Below are 14,370 nucleotides of genomic sequence, written 5' to 3' on the forward strand. Positions count from 1 at the left end.
AATCGCACACTTTTTTACCCGGAGTTCGGAGCCCGGCACGGATTGTGACTTGAAATGCGGTGGGAACGAGCTTGCTCGTGAAGGCGCAATTACCTTCATCACCATCACCGATGTAGGGTCTATACCGGCCTTTGCGTCGCAGCGTCGCCCGGCCGGTTACGGGGTGCGGGGCGAGGTTTGCAACCAGTGCAGCATGCCTTGCGCTGCGGCGCGCCCGCTGGCAAAGCAGGCGGTCAGCAGGTAGCCGCCAGTCGGTGCTTCCCAGTCGAGCATCTCGCCGGCGCAGAAAACCCCAGGCAACGCTTTGAGCATCAGGTGCTGATCCAGGCTTTCGAAGGTTACGCCTCCGGCCGTGCTGATTGCCTCGTCCAGCGGGCGAGTGCGCACCAGTTGCAGGGGCAGGGCTTTGATGGCTTTGGCCAGCGCCTGCGGGTCATCGAACTGCGCCTTGCTGGTCAATTCGCGCAATAGTGCAGCCTTGACGCCTTCCAGGCCCAGTTGGCCGCTCAGGTGTTTGGCCATCGAGCGTGAGCCGCGCGGTTTTTCCAGCGCCGCCTGCACCGCTTGCACGGACTTGCCCGGCAGCAGGTCAATGTGGACAGTCGCTGAGCCAGCGCGATTGATCCCGTCCCGGATCGGCGCTGACAGGGCGTAGACCAGGCTGCCCTCAACCCCGGTTTCGGTCACGACGCACTCCCCTGTGCGCATCGGCAAGTTATCCACAGACATGGCGATGTTTTTCAGTGGCGCGCCGGCGAATTTGCTGCGCAGCACGTCGCTCCAGGTGTTGACCTCGAAGCCGCAGTTACTGGGCTGTAATGCCGCAACCTCAACGCCTTGATCCTGCAGCCAGGGTCGCCAGGCACCGTCGGACCCCAAGCGTGCCCAACTGGCGCCGCCTAGCGCCAGCAGTACCGCATCGGCGCGTTCGCCGCGCTCGGCATCAGGGCCGCGCAGGCGCAGGCTGCCGTCAGGGTTCCAGCCCAGCCAGCGATGCCGGGTGTGCAGATTCACGCCACTGTCGCGCAGACGCTTGAGCCAGGCGCGCAGCAAGGGCGCGGCTTTCATGTCGGCAGGAAATACCCGCCCAGAGCTGCCGATAAAGGTCTCGATGCCCAGCCCATGAATCCACTGACGCAGGGCATCGGCATCGAACGTCTGCAAAAAAGGCTCAATCATCGGCGCGCGCTGAGCATAGCGCGACAAGAATGCCGACCAGGGCTCGGAGTGGGTGATATTCATCCCGCCGACCCCGGCCAGCAGAAACTTGCGCCCCACCGACGGCATGGCGTCGTACAGATCGACCTTGAGACCAGCCTGGCTCAGCACTTCAGCCGCCATCAGACCGGCAGGACCGCCGCCGATGATGGCAATTGATGAGTAGGCTAGGGCGGTGGGTGAGGTCATGGGCAGGCCGTGGTTGGTGCGAAAAGGGCGGATAGTCTATCCAATCGGAAAATTTTCAAAAGCGTCAGCTTCGGTGAGTACCACTTAGGACAAGTAGGAAACTGATGAGTGATCCAACACCCGTAGCCCCGGGATTCTCTGGCGCTGAACCTGCGCTTGGGTGGATGGGCTGTGTACGATCACCCATAGAGCACAGGCGTTGCTCGCGGACACTATCGCCCCTCAATTTGGGAGGTAGTGGTCTAAGGGCGAAGCGCTAATTTACCTGCTATTTCGCAAGCCTGACATTCTCATCCTCTGGACGGCACATCGATTTTTGATGCCAGGGAGGAAGAAAAGCATCCAGGAGCAAGGCTGAGCCAGCTAAGAAGAATTGGCCGGCTCGCATGCACACATGCCGCTATGCCATGGATCCGCAAGCCGCCCCTACAGTGCAGGGCTACTTACCTAACTTACGCAACTCATCAGACTCGACAATCCGTACCCCATCCTGTTCTTCCAGCGCCAGGCGCCACAGGGCGCGGGCCAGGCTGCAGGCTTCGATGGCGCCGTACTTGCCCGGCAGCAGCTTGGCGATGGGCGCTGCCAACTGTTCTGCCCAGCGTGTCTCAGGACGGTTGCCGACCAGCAGGGAAGGGCGGGCGATGGTCAGTTGTGGCCAGTGCTGCGCTTGCAGGGCCTGCTCCATCTCGCCTTTTATGCGGTTGTAGAACACGCTGGACTTCGGGTCGGCACCAATGGCGCTGATCACCAGCAGATGCCGGGCACCCAGCGCACGGGCGCGGGCCGCGAAAGCCAGTACCAGATCCAGGTCGACGGCGCGGAAGGCTTCCTGGGAGCCGGCCTGTTTGATGGTGGTCCCCAGGCAGCAGAAAGCGATATCCACCCGGCCATCGAGTTGCGGCAGCAGGCCGGCAAGATCGCCGATAGGGTTTTCCAGGTGCGAATGTTTCACCAGCGGCCGACGGGTCGGGGCCAGGACCCGGCTGACAGTGGGTTCATTGAGCAGGCGATCGAGCAGGTGTTCGCCTGTCAGTCCTGTGGCGCCTGCGAGCAGGATGTGTTGCGGCGTCAAGTACATGATGTTTCTCCCTTGATCTGTCAGAAGAACCGGGTTCTTCGTCTAGCGGCTACTGGAAATCTTCGCATCCTTGCGAGTCAACGTCGTATTCAGCGCGCGTTCTGCCTGGTTTTTGCGCAGTTGTTGCCAGCGGGCGACCACCCCCTTTGGCGCCCATATCTGGGGCTCGGATGCCTCGAAATTGTCTTCGATCTCGCGGCGTGCGACATACGCACTGGCCTGATCGAAAGCCTGTTGCAGGTTATCTGTTTCGACCAGCGCCTTGGCGAATAGTGCATCACCGAAGTAGGTGAAGTCAGCCTCTTCCGTGCAGCCGAACGAAACCCGGTCGGCGCGTGCGGCGGTCATGATCAGCGTACGTTCGTCTTTGAGCGCCGGAATGAACCCGCCGGAATAGCAGGCCGAGATCACGATGATCTTGTCGCGATTGTGCAGCGGCGCCATGACTGTGGCCAGTTGGTCGGCCGGCAGGTCGGACAGTGACAGGCGCGGCTGGTCGAGTACCAGTTGATGATCGTGCGTGCCGTGGCTGGTCAGGTAGATAAAGATCAGGTCTTCCGGGCCGCTGCGCTGGGCCAGGGTCTGGATCGCCCGGCTGATGGTCTCGCGGGTTGCCATGGGGCGATCGGCCATGTGGTCGCGGTGGTTGACCAGGCTGACCTGGCCGTGAGCGCCAAAGCGGGTCTTGAGCAGGTTGCCGACATAATCCGCCTCGCGCTTGAATACGCTCTGTTTGCCGTCGCCGCCGACCACCAGGCTGTATAGCTCCACCGCCGGGGTTGAGGCCGGCACCGCCTTGAGGGCGTTATCGAGCAGTACACCCTGGGCCAGCAAGCCGGTTTCCAGCGTGTCGGGCAGCAGCTCGCCCTTGGCATCGCGGACCAGTTGGCCATTGGCCCAGACGCCACGCAGCACCGTGCCGTCGGCTTGAGTCAGGGTGCCTTGGCCCTGATAGGTGTCATTGGCGAAACCACCGGTATAGGTGCTGCCATCGGCCAAGTGCAATTTGCCTTCGCCGTTGAAGCGCCAGTTGCTGAACTCGCCCTGATAGCGGCTGCCATCGGTGCCGATCAGTTCGCCTTTGCCGGTGAAGGCGCCTGCGCTGAACTGGCCGCTCCAGACATCGCCGTCGCTGTTCTCATAGCGGCCCTTGCCGTCGAGCTGGTTATCGTGAAAGTTGCCAATGTATTGATCGCCCTCGGCACTGCTGAACGTGCCCTTGCCTTGCAACTGGCCGTTGACGAAGCGGCCGCTGTACTGATTGCCGCTGGCATCGCTGCGCATCCCTTCGCCATTGGGTTTGCCGCGGCTGAACTGGCCCTGATACTGGGTGCCGTCATCCAGCTCCAGGCGGCCGGCGCCGTCGTAAAGGTCAGCCTTGAACCCGCCACGGTAGAGCAGGTCCTTTTCCTTGTAGGTCCCTTCACCCTCACGGCGGCCTTGCTTGAACGCACCCACGTAACTGCTGGTACGGGTGGTCAGAATGCCCTGGCCGCTGTAGAGGCCGTGCTCGAACCCGCCTTTATAGACATCCCCGTTGCTGGCCCGCCATTCACCCTGGCCATGCCACTGGCCGCGATCGAACTGACCCTGATACCAGCTGCCATTGGGGTAGTCGATACGTCCCTGACCTTGCAGCAGGCCGTTGACCAGATCGCCACGATAGCGTCCGCCATCCGGCAGGCGGCCGTCAGGCGGCAGCAGCGACTCGCCGTCTCCGCAGCCAGCGATCAGGAGGGTCAGTGCCAGTGGGGCAAGCGCGCGCATGTCAGGTCTCAAGGGGTATGAATCGGCAGGGGCGGCCCAGGCTCGTTTCGAGCCTTGATGCCGTGATCAGAAGTATGCCGCAGGCTGTCAGGTTGACGAAACAGTCAGTAATGACTGTTTCGTACCAATAGGGCACCTCTAAAAACCACCTTCGTTGCCACCGTTGCGTTGAAAACAGGCTCAAAATGCTCATTTACAATCCGTAAACTGCGCTCTCTCGCCTGTTTTCGTCTTGCGCTGGCTGCCTCGCCTACGTTTTTAGAGGCACCCAATGGCCGTTACACGAAACACAAGGTCAGTGGTTCGGCAATGTAGGCCGGTTTCTCCTGGCCTTCGATTTCCATCGTGGCCGTGCCTTTGAGCAGCCACTGTCCAGGTTTTTTCTCGTTGACCTCGGTCAGCTGCAGCTTCAGGCGCACCCGCGAGCCAACCGCCACCGGCTGAATGAAGCGCACGCTGTCCAGCCCGTAGTTAACCACCATCTTCAGGCCTTCAGGCAGGACCATCAGGTCGCCCATCAGCACCGGGATCAGTGACAGCGACAAAAAACCGTGGGCGATGGTGCCGCCAAACGGGGTCTTCGCGGCCTTGACCGGGTCGACATGGATGAACTGAAAATCGCCGGTGGCTTCGGCAAACAGGTCAATACGCGCCTGGTCGATGCTCAGCCAGTCGGAACATCCCAGTTCCTTGCCAATGTATTGCGTGAGTTGGTGTGCCGGTACATAGGGCATGGTTCTCTCCTTGATAATGAAATCTGCTATGGGGTGTTGACCTCGGCGCAATACTGTTCTGTTAGACCGGTGGTAGCCCGCTTGCTGGCGAAGACGGCGGCACATTCGCAGTAGATGCTGTGATTTTACCGGCCCTTTCGCGACCAAGGTCGCTCCCGCAAAGGCATGCGGCGCTTATTTGAACAGTATTGGACCTCGGCGTGGTTGGGATGAAACGGCAACAGCCCCTAATGCAGGACCGCTGAAGATCAGCAGAGCCTGGCCATTAGGTCAAGTCTGCGGGAGTGTTATATGGCCGCAGGTTTGCCATGCTTATAATGAGCCCCGTACATTTGCATTTGCCGGAGTACGCATGCTGCTACGAGGACTGACGGCGCTGGTGTTGTTCCAGTTGCTGGGGACTGCACTCAATCACCTGTTTATCCCCATCCTGCCGGGGCCGATCATTGGCATGATCTTGTTGCTGGGCTTTTTGATGGTGCGCGGGGAGGTCGATGAGCCGATCAGCCAGGCCGCGACCAGTCTGCTGCGTTACCTGCCATTGCTGCTGGTGCCGCCGGCGGTGGGGGTGATGGCTTATGCCGGGGCGATTGCCCGAGACTTCTGGGCGATCTTCGGCACCTTGGTGGTGTCGCTAGTGGTGTCGGTGGTGTTTGTCGGCGTATTGATGCAAAAACTCACCGAGCGCCAGGCCCGCCGTAAGGAAACCCCATGATGCTCGACTGGCACGGCGCCTGGGGGGCGGTGATCAACCACCCGTTGTTTGGCATCGGTATCACGCTGGGCGCCTATCAACTGGCGATGGCCGCATACGAAAAAAGCCGCTTGGTGCTCCTGCAGCCAGTGCTGGTGTCGATGGCCATTCTGATTGGCATTTTATTGGCCTGTGGCCTGAGTTATGAGCAGTACCGCGACAGCACCGCGATCCTCGGCACGTTGCTGGGGCCCGCCACGGTTGCACTTGCCGTGCCGCTTTATCTGAATTTGCGCCGGATTCGTCAGTTGTTATGGCCAACCTTGACTACGCTGGTGCTGGGTGGTGTGTTGGTGACCGGTCTGTGTCTGGCGCTGGGTGAGTTGCTGGGGGCCGATCATATGATCCTCATGACCCTGGCGCCCAAGTCGGTGACGTCACCGATTGCCATGCTGGTGGCCGAGCAAATGGGCGGCGTCGCTGCGCTGGCTGCGGTGTTCGTACTGATTACCGGCGTGCTGGGGGCTATCCTCGGCCCGCTACTGTTGTCATTGAGCGGGGTGGATAATCCTGCTGCGCGCGGCATGGCACTGGGCTTGACCGCCCATGCGGTGGGTACTGCCCAGGCGTTGCAGGAAGGCGAGGAGGCGGGTGCGTTTGCCGCACTGGCCATGAGTCTGATGGGTGTGGCGACGGCGTTGTGTCTGCCGCTGGCGGTCTCTGTTGTCGTGTAAGGAGCTTGTTATGACGTTGCCGCTGTTTCCATTGAACACCGTGTTGTTTCCGGGCTGCGTGCTGGACCTGCAATTGTTCGAGGCCCGCTATCTGGACATGATCGGTCGCTGCATGAAGCGCAATGAAGGCTTCGGCGTGGTGTGCATCACCCAAGGTAGCGAGGTCGGTGTTGCGCCGGGCGGCTACTCGCTGATCGGCTGTGAAGCCTTGGTGCGCGACTTCCAGCAACAGGACAACGGCCTGCTGGGCATCCGTGTGGTGGGTGGGCGACGCTTCCGGGTTGTCAGTGCTGAAGTCCAGCGCGACCAACTGCTGGTCGCCGATGTGCACTGGCTTGAAGATCATCAAGAGCGGCCTTTGCAGGAAGAAGACGCCGACCTGGTGGCGCTGCTGCATGCACTGGCCGAACACCCGATGGTCGCTTCGCTGGACATGGGCCTGGAAGCGGCAGGCCAGCAATCGCTGGGTAACCAACTGGCCTACCTGCTGCCATTCGATGAGCAGGACAAGATCGAACTGCTGGAAATCGACGACCCCGAAGAGCGCCTGGTCGCCATTCAGAGCCTGCTCGACGAAATGCAGGGCGACCTGCAGGCGTAAGCCCGAGCAACGGCCAACCGCCGTTGATCTTGCTTTTGCTCTACGAACCAAGATGGCCCAGACGACGCCGAACGCCAAATCGGCACCGGAGCAAGGGAATCCCGCTTGAAGCGGGACTAGCCGTCGCAAGCGTTTTGGTTACTTTGGCGCTCCAAAGTAACTCGCCCAGCAGGGCGAAACCTGAAGTGCAGACAACACGATGAAGGACTTTTCATCAGTCTAAATGTCAACTCGCAGCCAAAGCGGATCGCTTTCCAGTCGTCGCTACATCAGATACTGATACCGCAACACCGCATGCGACAGCGCATTGACCGCAAAACCACCCAGCAAAGCCGTCACCGCCGGCACCAACAGCCACCAGACCCGTGCCGACATGGCCGGCAGCGGCTCGCGGTGCTGAATAATCGTCAGGCTCGCCGCACAGATACCCAGCGCCAGCATCATCCCGGCCAGAATGTCGGTCGGCCAATGCACGCCCAGATAAACCCGCGACAGCGCAATGGCCAGCGCCGGAATGCCCCCCAGCACCAGCCACGCCAGGCGCAGCCGCACCGGCTGACTGCGGCCAGCGAGCACGGCCAGGGTCATGAACAATGCGAACGCTGCCGAGCTATGCCCGCTGGGCATGCTGTAGGTGGTCAGCGGGTCGACCAGCACCTCTGGCCGGGCGCGGGCAAAGAACGCCTTGAGCGCACCGTTGGCACAAGCAGTGCCGAGCATGGTGACAACCGCGAATGCCGCATGGCGCCACTGCCGGGCAACCAGCAGCACCAGTACCACCAGGGCCGCCGCCAGCAACTGGGTGTGGAAATCACCAATACTGGTCACCAGCAGGACAATGTTCTGCGCCGCCTCGCTGCGATGCTCTTGCACCAGCGTCATCAGGCCCTGATCGAACTTGTCCAGCCACGGCCAGCCGATAAACAGTGCCACCATGGTCACCAGGCACAAGCCACTGATCAGCCGGGTCGCATAGCGCTGCTTGCGCATGCTGCTCTGGATGCTCAGGCCAAACACCACTGCCAGAACCCCGCCGACAACAGCGGCCTCACCCCAGAACCCTTCTGGCAATGGCAGGCGAATGGCAGCACCGGCGGCCCAGCCGGGCAACAGGTAAGCGATTGACCAGCCGATGGTGGCGATGATGCTGACCGCCAGAAAACGCGGAAAGGGCATGTCGCACATGCCGGCAATCATCGGCAGCATGGGCCGCAGCGGGCCGATGAAGCGGCCGACCAGCAGGCTGGCAATACCGTAGCGCTGGAAATACGCCTCGGCACCGGTCATCCACTCCGGGTGCGAACGCAGGCCGGGCAGGCGGCGGATATTCTGGTGAAAGCGCCGGCCCACGGCATACGAAACCAGATCGCCCAGAATACCCCCGGCAAAACCCAGCAGCAGAACGTCGCTGAGGCCCAGAATCCCGCTGCCGGCCAGCGCTGCGATGGCAAACATCAGCACCGTACCGGGGACCACGATCCCGGCAATGGCCACGCACTCAATGAACGCGACGATGAAAATGGCTACCGCGACCCAGGAAGGGTTGGCGGTCAGCCAGCCGGTAATGCCGTTGAGCCATTCGCCCATGGTCAATTTCCTTGATCCAGAATGAGGTAATCGCGGCCTTCGACCTGACCGCGCCTGAGAGGGTTCCGTGTGCACCAGCGTGCCTGTTCGGCGTCCACGAAACGATACAGCAGGTGTTCGTCACGCCCGGACGGGATGCCCAGGCGGGCAGCCTGAATGATGCGGGGCGGGCGTAGCCCGACGTCTTCGACAAAGATGCGCTCAGGGTCGAAGCGCTTGGCGTCCCACATTGGCACTTTCAGGCCCATGGCCTTGCACAGCAGGGTTTGCCCGGCACACAACCGCTCGGGCGCACGCAGGGCACCACTGGCATCAGGGTTGTTCAGTTGCATCTGTGCCAGGGCATTGGCATCGCTGAACGCATCGACCCAAGGCATGCCCGATTTGATCAGTACGGCGTTGCCCGGCCCTTCGGCGCTGAAGTTGAGCGAGTCGCCGCCACGGGCGTAATACATATAGATGTGCCCGCCATCAAGAAACAACGCTTTACGCTTTTCGGTGTAACCCAGCGAGGCATGGCTGCCTTTTTCGGCCAGGTAATAGGCTTCGGTCTCGATGATGCGGGCCGCCAGCCATAAATCACCGACCTTGTGCCGGATGACCTTGCCCAGCAGGTCGCGGGCCAGCAGTTGGGCATCGCGATTGAAGAAGCTGTCGGGCAGGATATTAGGCAGCGCAGTGGGCATGGTGGCTCGCGGGCAAGGGCAGGGCGCCGATCATAGCAAGCGTGCGGCTTTCGCTATCGCGGTTTTTTCAGTGCTTTGTTGTATCGGAAGATGACAAGCCAGTGTTTCAGCGTCGAGCACCCCCCTGTGGGGCTCGATATACCGGGTATTGATGAAGATTTTGCCAGTATCGTAACCATCCGCCTGTCTGCGCTGTCGTTAAGTCGGCCTGACAGCTATAATCGACCGCTTTCTTCGCTGCCAAGACCTCTGAGACCATGACTGAGTCCGTTCTTGACTACATGACCCGCCTTGGACGTGCCGCCCGTGAGGCGTCGCGCGTGATCGGCCGGGCCAGCACTGCGCAAAAGAACCGCGCCCTGCTGGCCACCGCTGCGGCACTCGACGCCGCTCGCGCCGAGCTGACCGCCGCTAACGAACAAGACCTGGCCAATGGCCGGGCCAACGGCCTTGAACCGGCCCTGCTCGACCGCCTGGCCCTGACCCCCGCACGTATCGACAGCATGATTGTCGGGTTGCGTCAGGTTGCCAGCCTCCCGGACCCGGTCGGCGCCATCCGTGACATGAGTCATCGACCCTCCGGCATTCAGGTTGGCAAGATGCGCGTACCGCTGGGCGTGGTCGGCATCATCTATGAGTCGCGGCCGAACGTGACCATCGATGCCGCCAGCCTGTGCCTGAAGTCCGGTAACGCGACCATCCTGCGGGGCGGCTCCGAGGCCATCCATTCCAACCGCGCCGTGGCGACCTGTATCGCCCGGGGCCTCGCCGAAGCCGGTCTGCCGGCCGGTGTCGTGCAGGTGGTCGAGACCACTGACCGTGCGGCGGTCGGCGCGTTGATCAGCATGCCCGAGTTCGTCGATGTGATCGTGCCGCGCGGTGGCAAGGGCCTGATCGAGCGCATCAGCCGTGACGCCCGGGTGCCGGTGATCAAGCATCTGGACGGTATCTGCCATATCTATGTCAGCGCCCATGCGGAGCTGGACAAGGCACAGAAGATCGCCTTCAACGCCAAGACTTACCGTTATGGCATCTGCGGCGCGATGGAGACCCTGCTGGTCGATCAGGCCATTGCCGCCGATTTCTTGCCGCCGATGGCCGCGCAACTGCGCGAAAAGGGCGTCGAGCTGCGCGGTTGTGAGCGGACCCGGGCGTTGATTGATGTAGTGCCGGCCACCGAAGAAGACTGGCACACCGAGTATCTGGCAGCGATCCTGTCGATCCGTGTAGTGGCCAGCCTCGACGAGGCCATCGAGCATATCAATCACTATGGCTCGCACCACAGTGACGGCATCGTCTCCGAGCATCAGGCGCAGATTCGGCGCTTCATGGCTGAAGTCGATTCCAGTTCGGTGATGGTCAACGCACCGACCTGCTTTGCCGACGGCTTCGAGTACGGCCTGGGCGCCGAGATCGGCATCTCCACCGACAAGCTGCATGCTCGCGGCCCTGTGGGGCTCGAAGGCCTGACCTGTGAGAAGTACATCGTGATCGGGGATGGCCAGCTGCGTGGACAGGAGCCCGTCTGAGTTGAGCCTGCCTGACATGAGTGAGCCTGCGCTCGCCCTGCCCAGGCGTATCGGCATGTTGGGCGGCACGTTTGATCCGGTGCATATCGGCCATCTGCGTGGCGCCCTGGAAGTAGCCGAGCTGCTCGAACTCGATGAACTGCGTCTGACGCCCAGTGCCCGGCCCCCGCATCGTGAGTTGCCGAGTGTGACCGCTGAAGACCGCCTGGCCATGGTGCGTAGCGCCGTGGCCGGGGTAGCGCCGTTGACGGTCGATGACCGTGAGTTGCGCCGCAACAAGCCGTCCTACACCGTCGATACCCTGGAGTCGATGCGTGCCGGGATGGCTGCACACGATCAACTGTTTTTGCTGTTGGGCTGGGATGCCTTTTGCAGCTTGCCGTCCTGGCATCGTTGGGAAGAACTGCTGGAGCATTGCCACATCGTGGTGCTGCAGCGGCCCGATGCCGACAGCGAACCGCCTGAAGCCCTGCGCGACCTGGTCGCCGCTCGGGCGGTCGGCGACCCCAAGGCTCTGGACGGGCCGGGCGGGCAGATTACCTTTGTCTGGCAGACGCCGCTGTCGGTGTCTGCCACCCAGATCCGCCAGTCACTGGCGGCAGGCCGATCAGTGCGTTTTCTGGTGCCTGACGCCGTTCTGGCCTATATCGAAGCACACGGTCTGTACCGTGCGCCCAATACCGAGGGAGCACCCGACAATGGCTTGCACGGCAAGCCTGCGGATGTATCCACATTGAAGAGTGAATGAGTGTTCATGAGCAAACAGAAACTGAGCAGTGAAGAAATCGTCGACCTCGCCATCGCGGCCCTGGAAGACGTAAAAGGTACCGATATCCTCAAGATGGACGTGCGCGACAAGACCAGCATCGCCGATTACATGCTGATCTGCACCGGTAGCTCCAACCGTCAGCTCAATGCGCTGGTCGAAAATGTCCGCGAGAAGGTCAAGGCCGCCGGAGTCCAGCCGCTGAGTGAAGAAGGCAAGGGCGACAGCGACTGGGTACTGCTGGACCTGGGTGACGTCGTCGTGCACGTGATGACCGCTGCATCGCGTCAGTTCTATGACCTGGAGCGTCTGTGGCAGGGTGCCGAGCAAAGCCGTGCAGCCAGCGCAGCGCACCATACCCCTGGTCACGAATAAGACCTTGCCGTGCGCATACGCCTGATTGCTGTAGGTTCACGCATGCCCAAGTGGGTGGAAGAAGGCTGGCATGAATATGCCAAGCGCCTGCCACCTGAGCTGGCGCTGGAACTGATAGAGATCCCGCTCAACACCCGTGGCAAGAATGCCGATGTGGCGCGCCTCATCCGGCAGGAAGGCGAGGCCATGCTGGCCAAGGTCCAGCCGGGTGAACGGATCGTGACGCTGGAAGTGCATGGCAAGCCATGGAGCACCGAGCAACTGGCGTGCGAGCTGGATCGCTGGCGGCTGGACGCGCGTACCGTCAACCTTATGGTCGGCGGCCCGGAAGGGCTGGCACCGGAGGTTTGTGCGCGCAGTGAGCAACGCTGGTCGTTGTCGCCGCTGACCTTGCCGCATCCGCTGGTTCGTATCTTGATCGGCGAGCAGATCTACCGCGCCTGGACAGTTCTGTCCGGTCATCCTTACCACAAGTAGTACGTTTCGAATGTCCCAGCCGATCCGCCTCAAAGATCACGAGAAAGACGCCCGCCTGGTGCGCAGCCGTGTTGTGGTCGGGGCTGTGGCCATCGTGCTGCTGGTCTGTGTGCTGATTGCGCGGCTGTATTACCTGCAAGTCATTCAGTACGACTACCACTCGACACTGTCTGAGAACAACCGCGTCCACGTCCAGCCGATTCCGCCGAGCCGTGGCCTGATCTATGACCGTAACGGCGTGGTGATTGCTGACAACCGGCCAAGCTTCAGCCTGAGCGTGACCCGCGAGCGGGCCGGCGACTGGGCCAAGGTGCTCGACACCATCGTCGATGTGCTGCAATTGAGCGCCGATGACCGGGTTATCTTCGAGAAGCGCATGAAGCAGGGCCGGCGGCCGTTCGAGCCGGTGCCGATCCTGTTCGAGCTGACCGAAGAGCAGATTGCTCTGGTCGCGGTGAACCAGTTCCGTCTGCCAGGGGTGGAAGTGGTCGCCCAGTTGGTCCGGCACTATCCGCAAGGCCCGCACTTCGCCCACTCGGTAGGCTATGTCGGGCGGATCAACGAGAAAGAGCTCAAGACCCTCGACCCGATCAACTACAGCGGCACGCACCATATCGGCAAGACCGGCATCGAGCGTTTCTACGAAAACGAACTGCATGGCCAGGTCGGCTACGAAGAAGTCGAGACCAACGCCCGTGGTCGGGTGCTGCGGGTGCTCAAGCGTACCGACCCGGTGCCGGGCAAGGACATCGTGCTGGGCCTGGACATCCACCTGCAGGAAGCCGCCGAGGCGGCGCTGGGCGGGCGTCGCGGCGCCGTCGTGGCGCTGGACCCGAACACCGGGGAAGTGCTGGCGATGGTCAGTGCACCGAGCTTCGACCCGAACCTGTTCGTCACCGGGATCAGCTTCAAGGCCTACGCCGAGTTGCGTGATTCGATTGACCGGCCGTTGTTCAACCGCATCCTGCGCGGCCTCTACCCGCCCGGCTCGACCATCAAGCCGGCGGTGGCCATCGCCGGTCTGGATGGCGGGGCGGTGACGCCGACTTCCAGGGTGTTCGACCCCGGTTATTACCAGTTGCCCAACTATGACCACAAATACCGTAACTGGAACCGCTCCGGTGACGGCTGGGTGGATATGGACACCGCGATCATGCGCTCCAACGACACCTACTTCTACGATCTGGCCCACAAGCTGGGTATCGACAAGCTGTCGACCTACATGAACAAGTTCGGGATTGGCCAGAAGGTCTCGCTGGACATGTTCGAAGAGTCTCCCGGCCTGATGCCTTCGCGTGAGTGGAAGCGCACCACCCGCCGCCAGCCGTGGTTCCCCGGCGAGACCCTGATTCTCGGTATCGGTCAGGGCTACATGCAGGCCACGCCGCTGCAACTGGCCCAGGCCACGGCACTGGTGGCCAGTAAAGGCAAGTGGATCCGTCCGCACCTGGCCAAGACCATCGAAGGTCAGACACCGGTGGACGAGAACCCGATACCGGACATCATCCTGCGCGACCCGAACAACTGGGCCAGGGTCAACCACGGCATGCAGGAAGTGATGCACGGTGCCCGCGGTACTGCGCGCAAGGCGTCGATTGGCGCTCAGTACCGGATTGCCGGCAAGAGCGGTACCGCTCAGGTGGTGGCGATCAAGCAGGGCGAGAAGTACGACCGCAGCAAGGTTCAGGAGCGCCATCGCGACCACGCCTTGTTCGTCGGTTTCGCGCCGGCCGACAACCCCCGGATCGTCGTGGCGGTGATGGTCGAAAACGGTGAGTCCGGTTCCGGGGTCGCGGCGCCGGTGGTGCGGCAGGTGATGGATGCCTGGCTGCTCGACGGCAACGGTCATCTGAAAGCCGAATATGCCGGCTCGTTCAATCCTGAGCGCGGCTCTGCGCCTGTTGTGGAGGCCACCGGCCGTGAAGAGTAATT

General features: G+C 61.9%; 14 protein-coding genes. 8 read left to right on the plus strand and 6 right to left on the minus strand.

Features of this window, described 5'->3' with window-relative positions; genetic code table 11:
- Window positions 1-156: 156 nt before the first annotated feature.
- The 4 genes from PSCI_RS12940 to PSCI_RS12955 all read right to left on the minus strand — a co-directional run bounded on the left by PSCI_RS12940 (window position 157) and on the right by PSCI_RS12955 (window position 4,989).
- Window positions 157-1,407, minus strand: coding sequence for a TIGR03862 family flavoprotein (locus tag PSCI_RS12940; protein WP_045487313.1), 1,251 nt, complete (start codon window positions 1,405-1,407; stop codon window positions 157-159).
- A gap of 439 nt (window positions 1,408-1,846) precedes the next feature.
- Entirely contained in the window at window positions 1,847-2,488 is a 642-nt protein-coding gene (locus tag PSCI_RS12945) for an NAD-dependent epimerase/dehydratase family protein (RefSeq protein WP_045487315.1), read from the minus strand.
- Window positions 2,489-2,530: 42 nt separating this feature from the next.
- Window positions 2,531-4,255: a C13 family peptidase gene (locus tag PSCI_RS12950; RefSeq protein WP_045487317.1), complete on the minus strand. Its 1,725-nt coding sequence runs from the start codon at window positions 4,253-4,255 to the stop codon at window positions 2,531-2,533.
- 278 nt (window positions 4,256-4,533) lie between these two features.
- Window positions 4,534-4,989, minus strand: coding sequence for a MaoC family dehydratase (locus tag PSCI_RS12955; RefSeq protein ID WP_045487319.1), 456 nt, complete (start codon window positions 4,987-4,989; stop codon window positions 4,534-4,536).
- 352 nt (window positions 4,990-5,341) lie between these two features.
- On the opposite strand from PSCI_RS12955, the gene PSCI_RS12960 reads away from it, so the two are divergent.
- The 3 genes from PSCI_RS12960 to PSCI_RS12970 are packed head-to-tail and all read left to right on the plus strand — an operon-like array spanning window position 5,342 to window position 7,018.
- Window positions 5,342-5,704 (plus strand): CidA/LrgA family protein, encoded by a 363-nt coding sequence (locus tag PSCI_RS12960; RefSeq protein ID WP_045487321.1) that lies wholly within the window; start codon window positions 5,342-5,344, stop codon window positions 5,702-5,704.
- Window positions 5,701-6,417: an LrgB family protein gene (locus PSCI_RS12965; RefSeq protein WP_045487324.1), complete on the plus strand. Its 717-nt coding sequence runs from the start codon at window positions 5,701-5,703 to the stop codon at window positions 6,415-6,417. Before PSCI_RS12960 ends, PSCI_RS12965 begins: the two co-directional genes overlap by 4 nt.
- A 10-nt stretch (window positions 6,418-6,427) precedes the next feature.
- The gene (locus PSCI_RS12970) at window positions 6,428-7,018 is read left to right on the plus strand and encodes an LON peptidase substrate-binding domain-containing protein (RefSeq protein ID WP_045487327.1); all 591 of its coding nucleotides are present in this window, start codon (window positions 6,428-6,430) and stop codon (window positions 7,016-7,018) included.
- 264 nt (window positions 7,019-7,282) lie between these two features.
- On the opposite strand, the gene PSCI_RS12975 is transcribed toward PSCI_RS12970, so the two are convergent.
- Together PSCI_RS12975 and PSCI_RS12980 are read right to left on the minus strand one after the other, a co-directional pair.
- Window positions 7,283-8,605 carry a bifunctional DedA family/phosphatase PAP2 family protein gene (locus PSCI_RS12975; RefSeq protein WP_045487330.1) on the minus strand — a complete coding sequence of 441 codons (1,323 nt, stop codon included), beginning with the start codon at window positions 8,603-8,605 and terminating at the stop codon, window positions 7,283-7,285.
- A 2-nt stretch (window positions 8,606-8,607) separates the two neighbouring features.
- Window positions 8,608-9,291 carry a DNA-3-methyladenine glycosylase gene (locus PSCI_RS12980; RefSeq protein WP_162484333.1) on the minus strand — a complete coding sequence of 228 codons (684 nt, stop codon included), beginning with the start codon at window positions 9,289-9,291 and terminating at the stop codon, window positions 8,608-8,610.
- Between the two features lie 257 nt (window positions 9,292-9,548).
- Between PSCI_RS12980 and PSCI_RS12985 the strand changes: the two genes are divergently transcribed.
- From PSCI_RS12985 to mrdA, 5 genes are read left to right on the plus strand one after another with little or no spacing between them, the layout of a single operon-like run.
- Window positions 9,549-10,820, plus strand: coding sequence for a glutamate-5-semialdehyde dehydrogenase (locus PSCI_RS12985; protein ID WP_045487333.1), 1,272 nt, complete (start codon window positions 9,549-9,551; stop codon window positions 10,818-10,820).
- A gap of 37 nt (window positions 10,821-10,857) precedes the next feature.
- On the plus strand, window positions 10,858-11,568 hold the full coding sequence (gene nadD / locus PSCI_RS12990; protein ID WP_162484352.1) for a nicotinate-nucleotide adenylyltransferase: 711 nt from the start codon (window positions 10,858-10,860) through the stop codon (window positions 11,566-11,568).
- A 6-nt stretch (window positions 11,569-11,574) separates the two neighbouring features.
- Entirely contained in the window at window positions 11,575-11,961 is a 387-nt protein-coding gene (gene rsfS, locus PSCI_RS12995) for a ribosome silencing factor (RefSeq protein WP_045487338.1), read from the plus strand.
- Window positions 11,962-11,970: 9 nt separating this feature from the next.
- Window positions 11,971-12,438, plus strand: a complete 468-nt coding sequence (rlmH, locus tag PSCI_RS13000; protein ID WP_045487340.1) for a 23S rRNA (pseudouridine(1915)-N(3))-methyltransferase RlmH — start codon at window positions 11,971-11,973, stop codon at window positions 12,436-12,438.
- A gap of 10 nt (window positions 12,439-12,448) precedes the next feature.
- Window positions 12,449-14,368 carry a penicillin-binding protein 2 gene (mrdA, locus tag PSCI_RS13005; RefSeq protein WP_045487342.1) on the plus strand — a complete coding sequence of 640 codons (1,920 nt, stop codon included), beginning with the start codon at window positions 12,449-12,451 and terminating at the stop codon, window positions 14,366-14,368.
- The last annotated feature ends 2 nt before the right edge of the window (window positions 14,369-14,370 follow it).

It is taken from the genome of Pseudomonas sp. StFLB209 (assembly GCF_000829415.1).
GTDB lineage: Bacteria > Pseudomonadota > Gammaproteobacteria > Pseudomonadales > Pseudomonadaceae > Aquipseudomonas.

What these genes read in the sequence shown, in the direction of transcription:
- PSCI_RS12940 (WP_045487313.1), bottom strand. Translation starts at nt 1,407, where the DNA reads ATGACCTCACCCACCGCCCTAGCCTACTCATCAATTGCCATCATCGGC.
- PSCI_RS12945 (WP_045487315.1), bottom strand. Translation starts at nt 2,488, where the DNA reads ATGTACTTGACGCCGCAACACATCCTGCTCGCAGGCGCCACAGGACTG.
- PSCI_RS12950 (WP_045487317.1), bottom strand. Translation starts at nt 4,255, where the DNA reads ATGCGCGCGCTTGCCCCACTGGCACTGACCCTCCTGATCGCTGGCTGC.
- PSCI_RS12955 (WP_045487319.1), bottom strand. Translation starts at nt 4,989, where the DNA reads ATGCCCTATGTACCGGCACACCAACTCACGCAATACATTGGCAAGGAA.
- PSCI_RS12960 (WP_045487321.1), top strand. Translation starts at nt 5,342, where the DNA reads ATGCTGCTACGAGGACTGACGGCGCTGGTGTTGTTCCAGTTGCTGGGG.
- PSCI_RS12965 (WP_045487324.1), top strand. Translation starts at nt 5,701, where the DNA reads ATGATGCTCGACTGGCACGGCGCCTGGGGGGCGGTGATCAACCACCCG.
- PSCI_RS12970 (WP_045487327.1), top strand. Translation starts at nt 6,428, where the DNA reads ATGACGTTGCCGCTGTTTCCATTGAACACCGTGTTGTTTCCGGGCTGC.
- PSCI_RS12975 (WP_045487330.1), bottom strand. Translation starts at nt 8,605, where the DNA reads ATGGGCGAATGGCTCAACGGCATTACCGGCTGGCTGACCGCCAACCCT.
- PSCI_RS12980 (WP_162484333.1), bottom strand. Translation starts at nt 9,291, where the DNA reads ATGCCCACTGCGCTGCCTAATATCCTGCCCGACAGCTTCTTCAATCGC.
- PSCI_RS12985 (WP_045487333.1), top strand. Translation starts at nt 9,549, where the DNA reads ATGACTGAGTCCGTTCTTGACTACATGACCCGCCTTGGACGTGCCGCC.
- rsfS (WP_045487338.1), top strand. Translation starts at nt 11,575, where the DNA reads ATGAGCAAACAGAAACTGAGCAGTGAAGAAATCGTCGACCTCGCCATC.
- mrdA (WP_045487342.1), top strand. Translation starts at nt 12,449, where the DNA reads ATGTCCCAGCCGATCCGCCTCAAAGATCACGAGAAAGACGCCCGCCTG.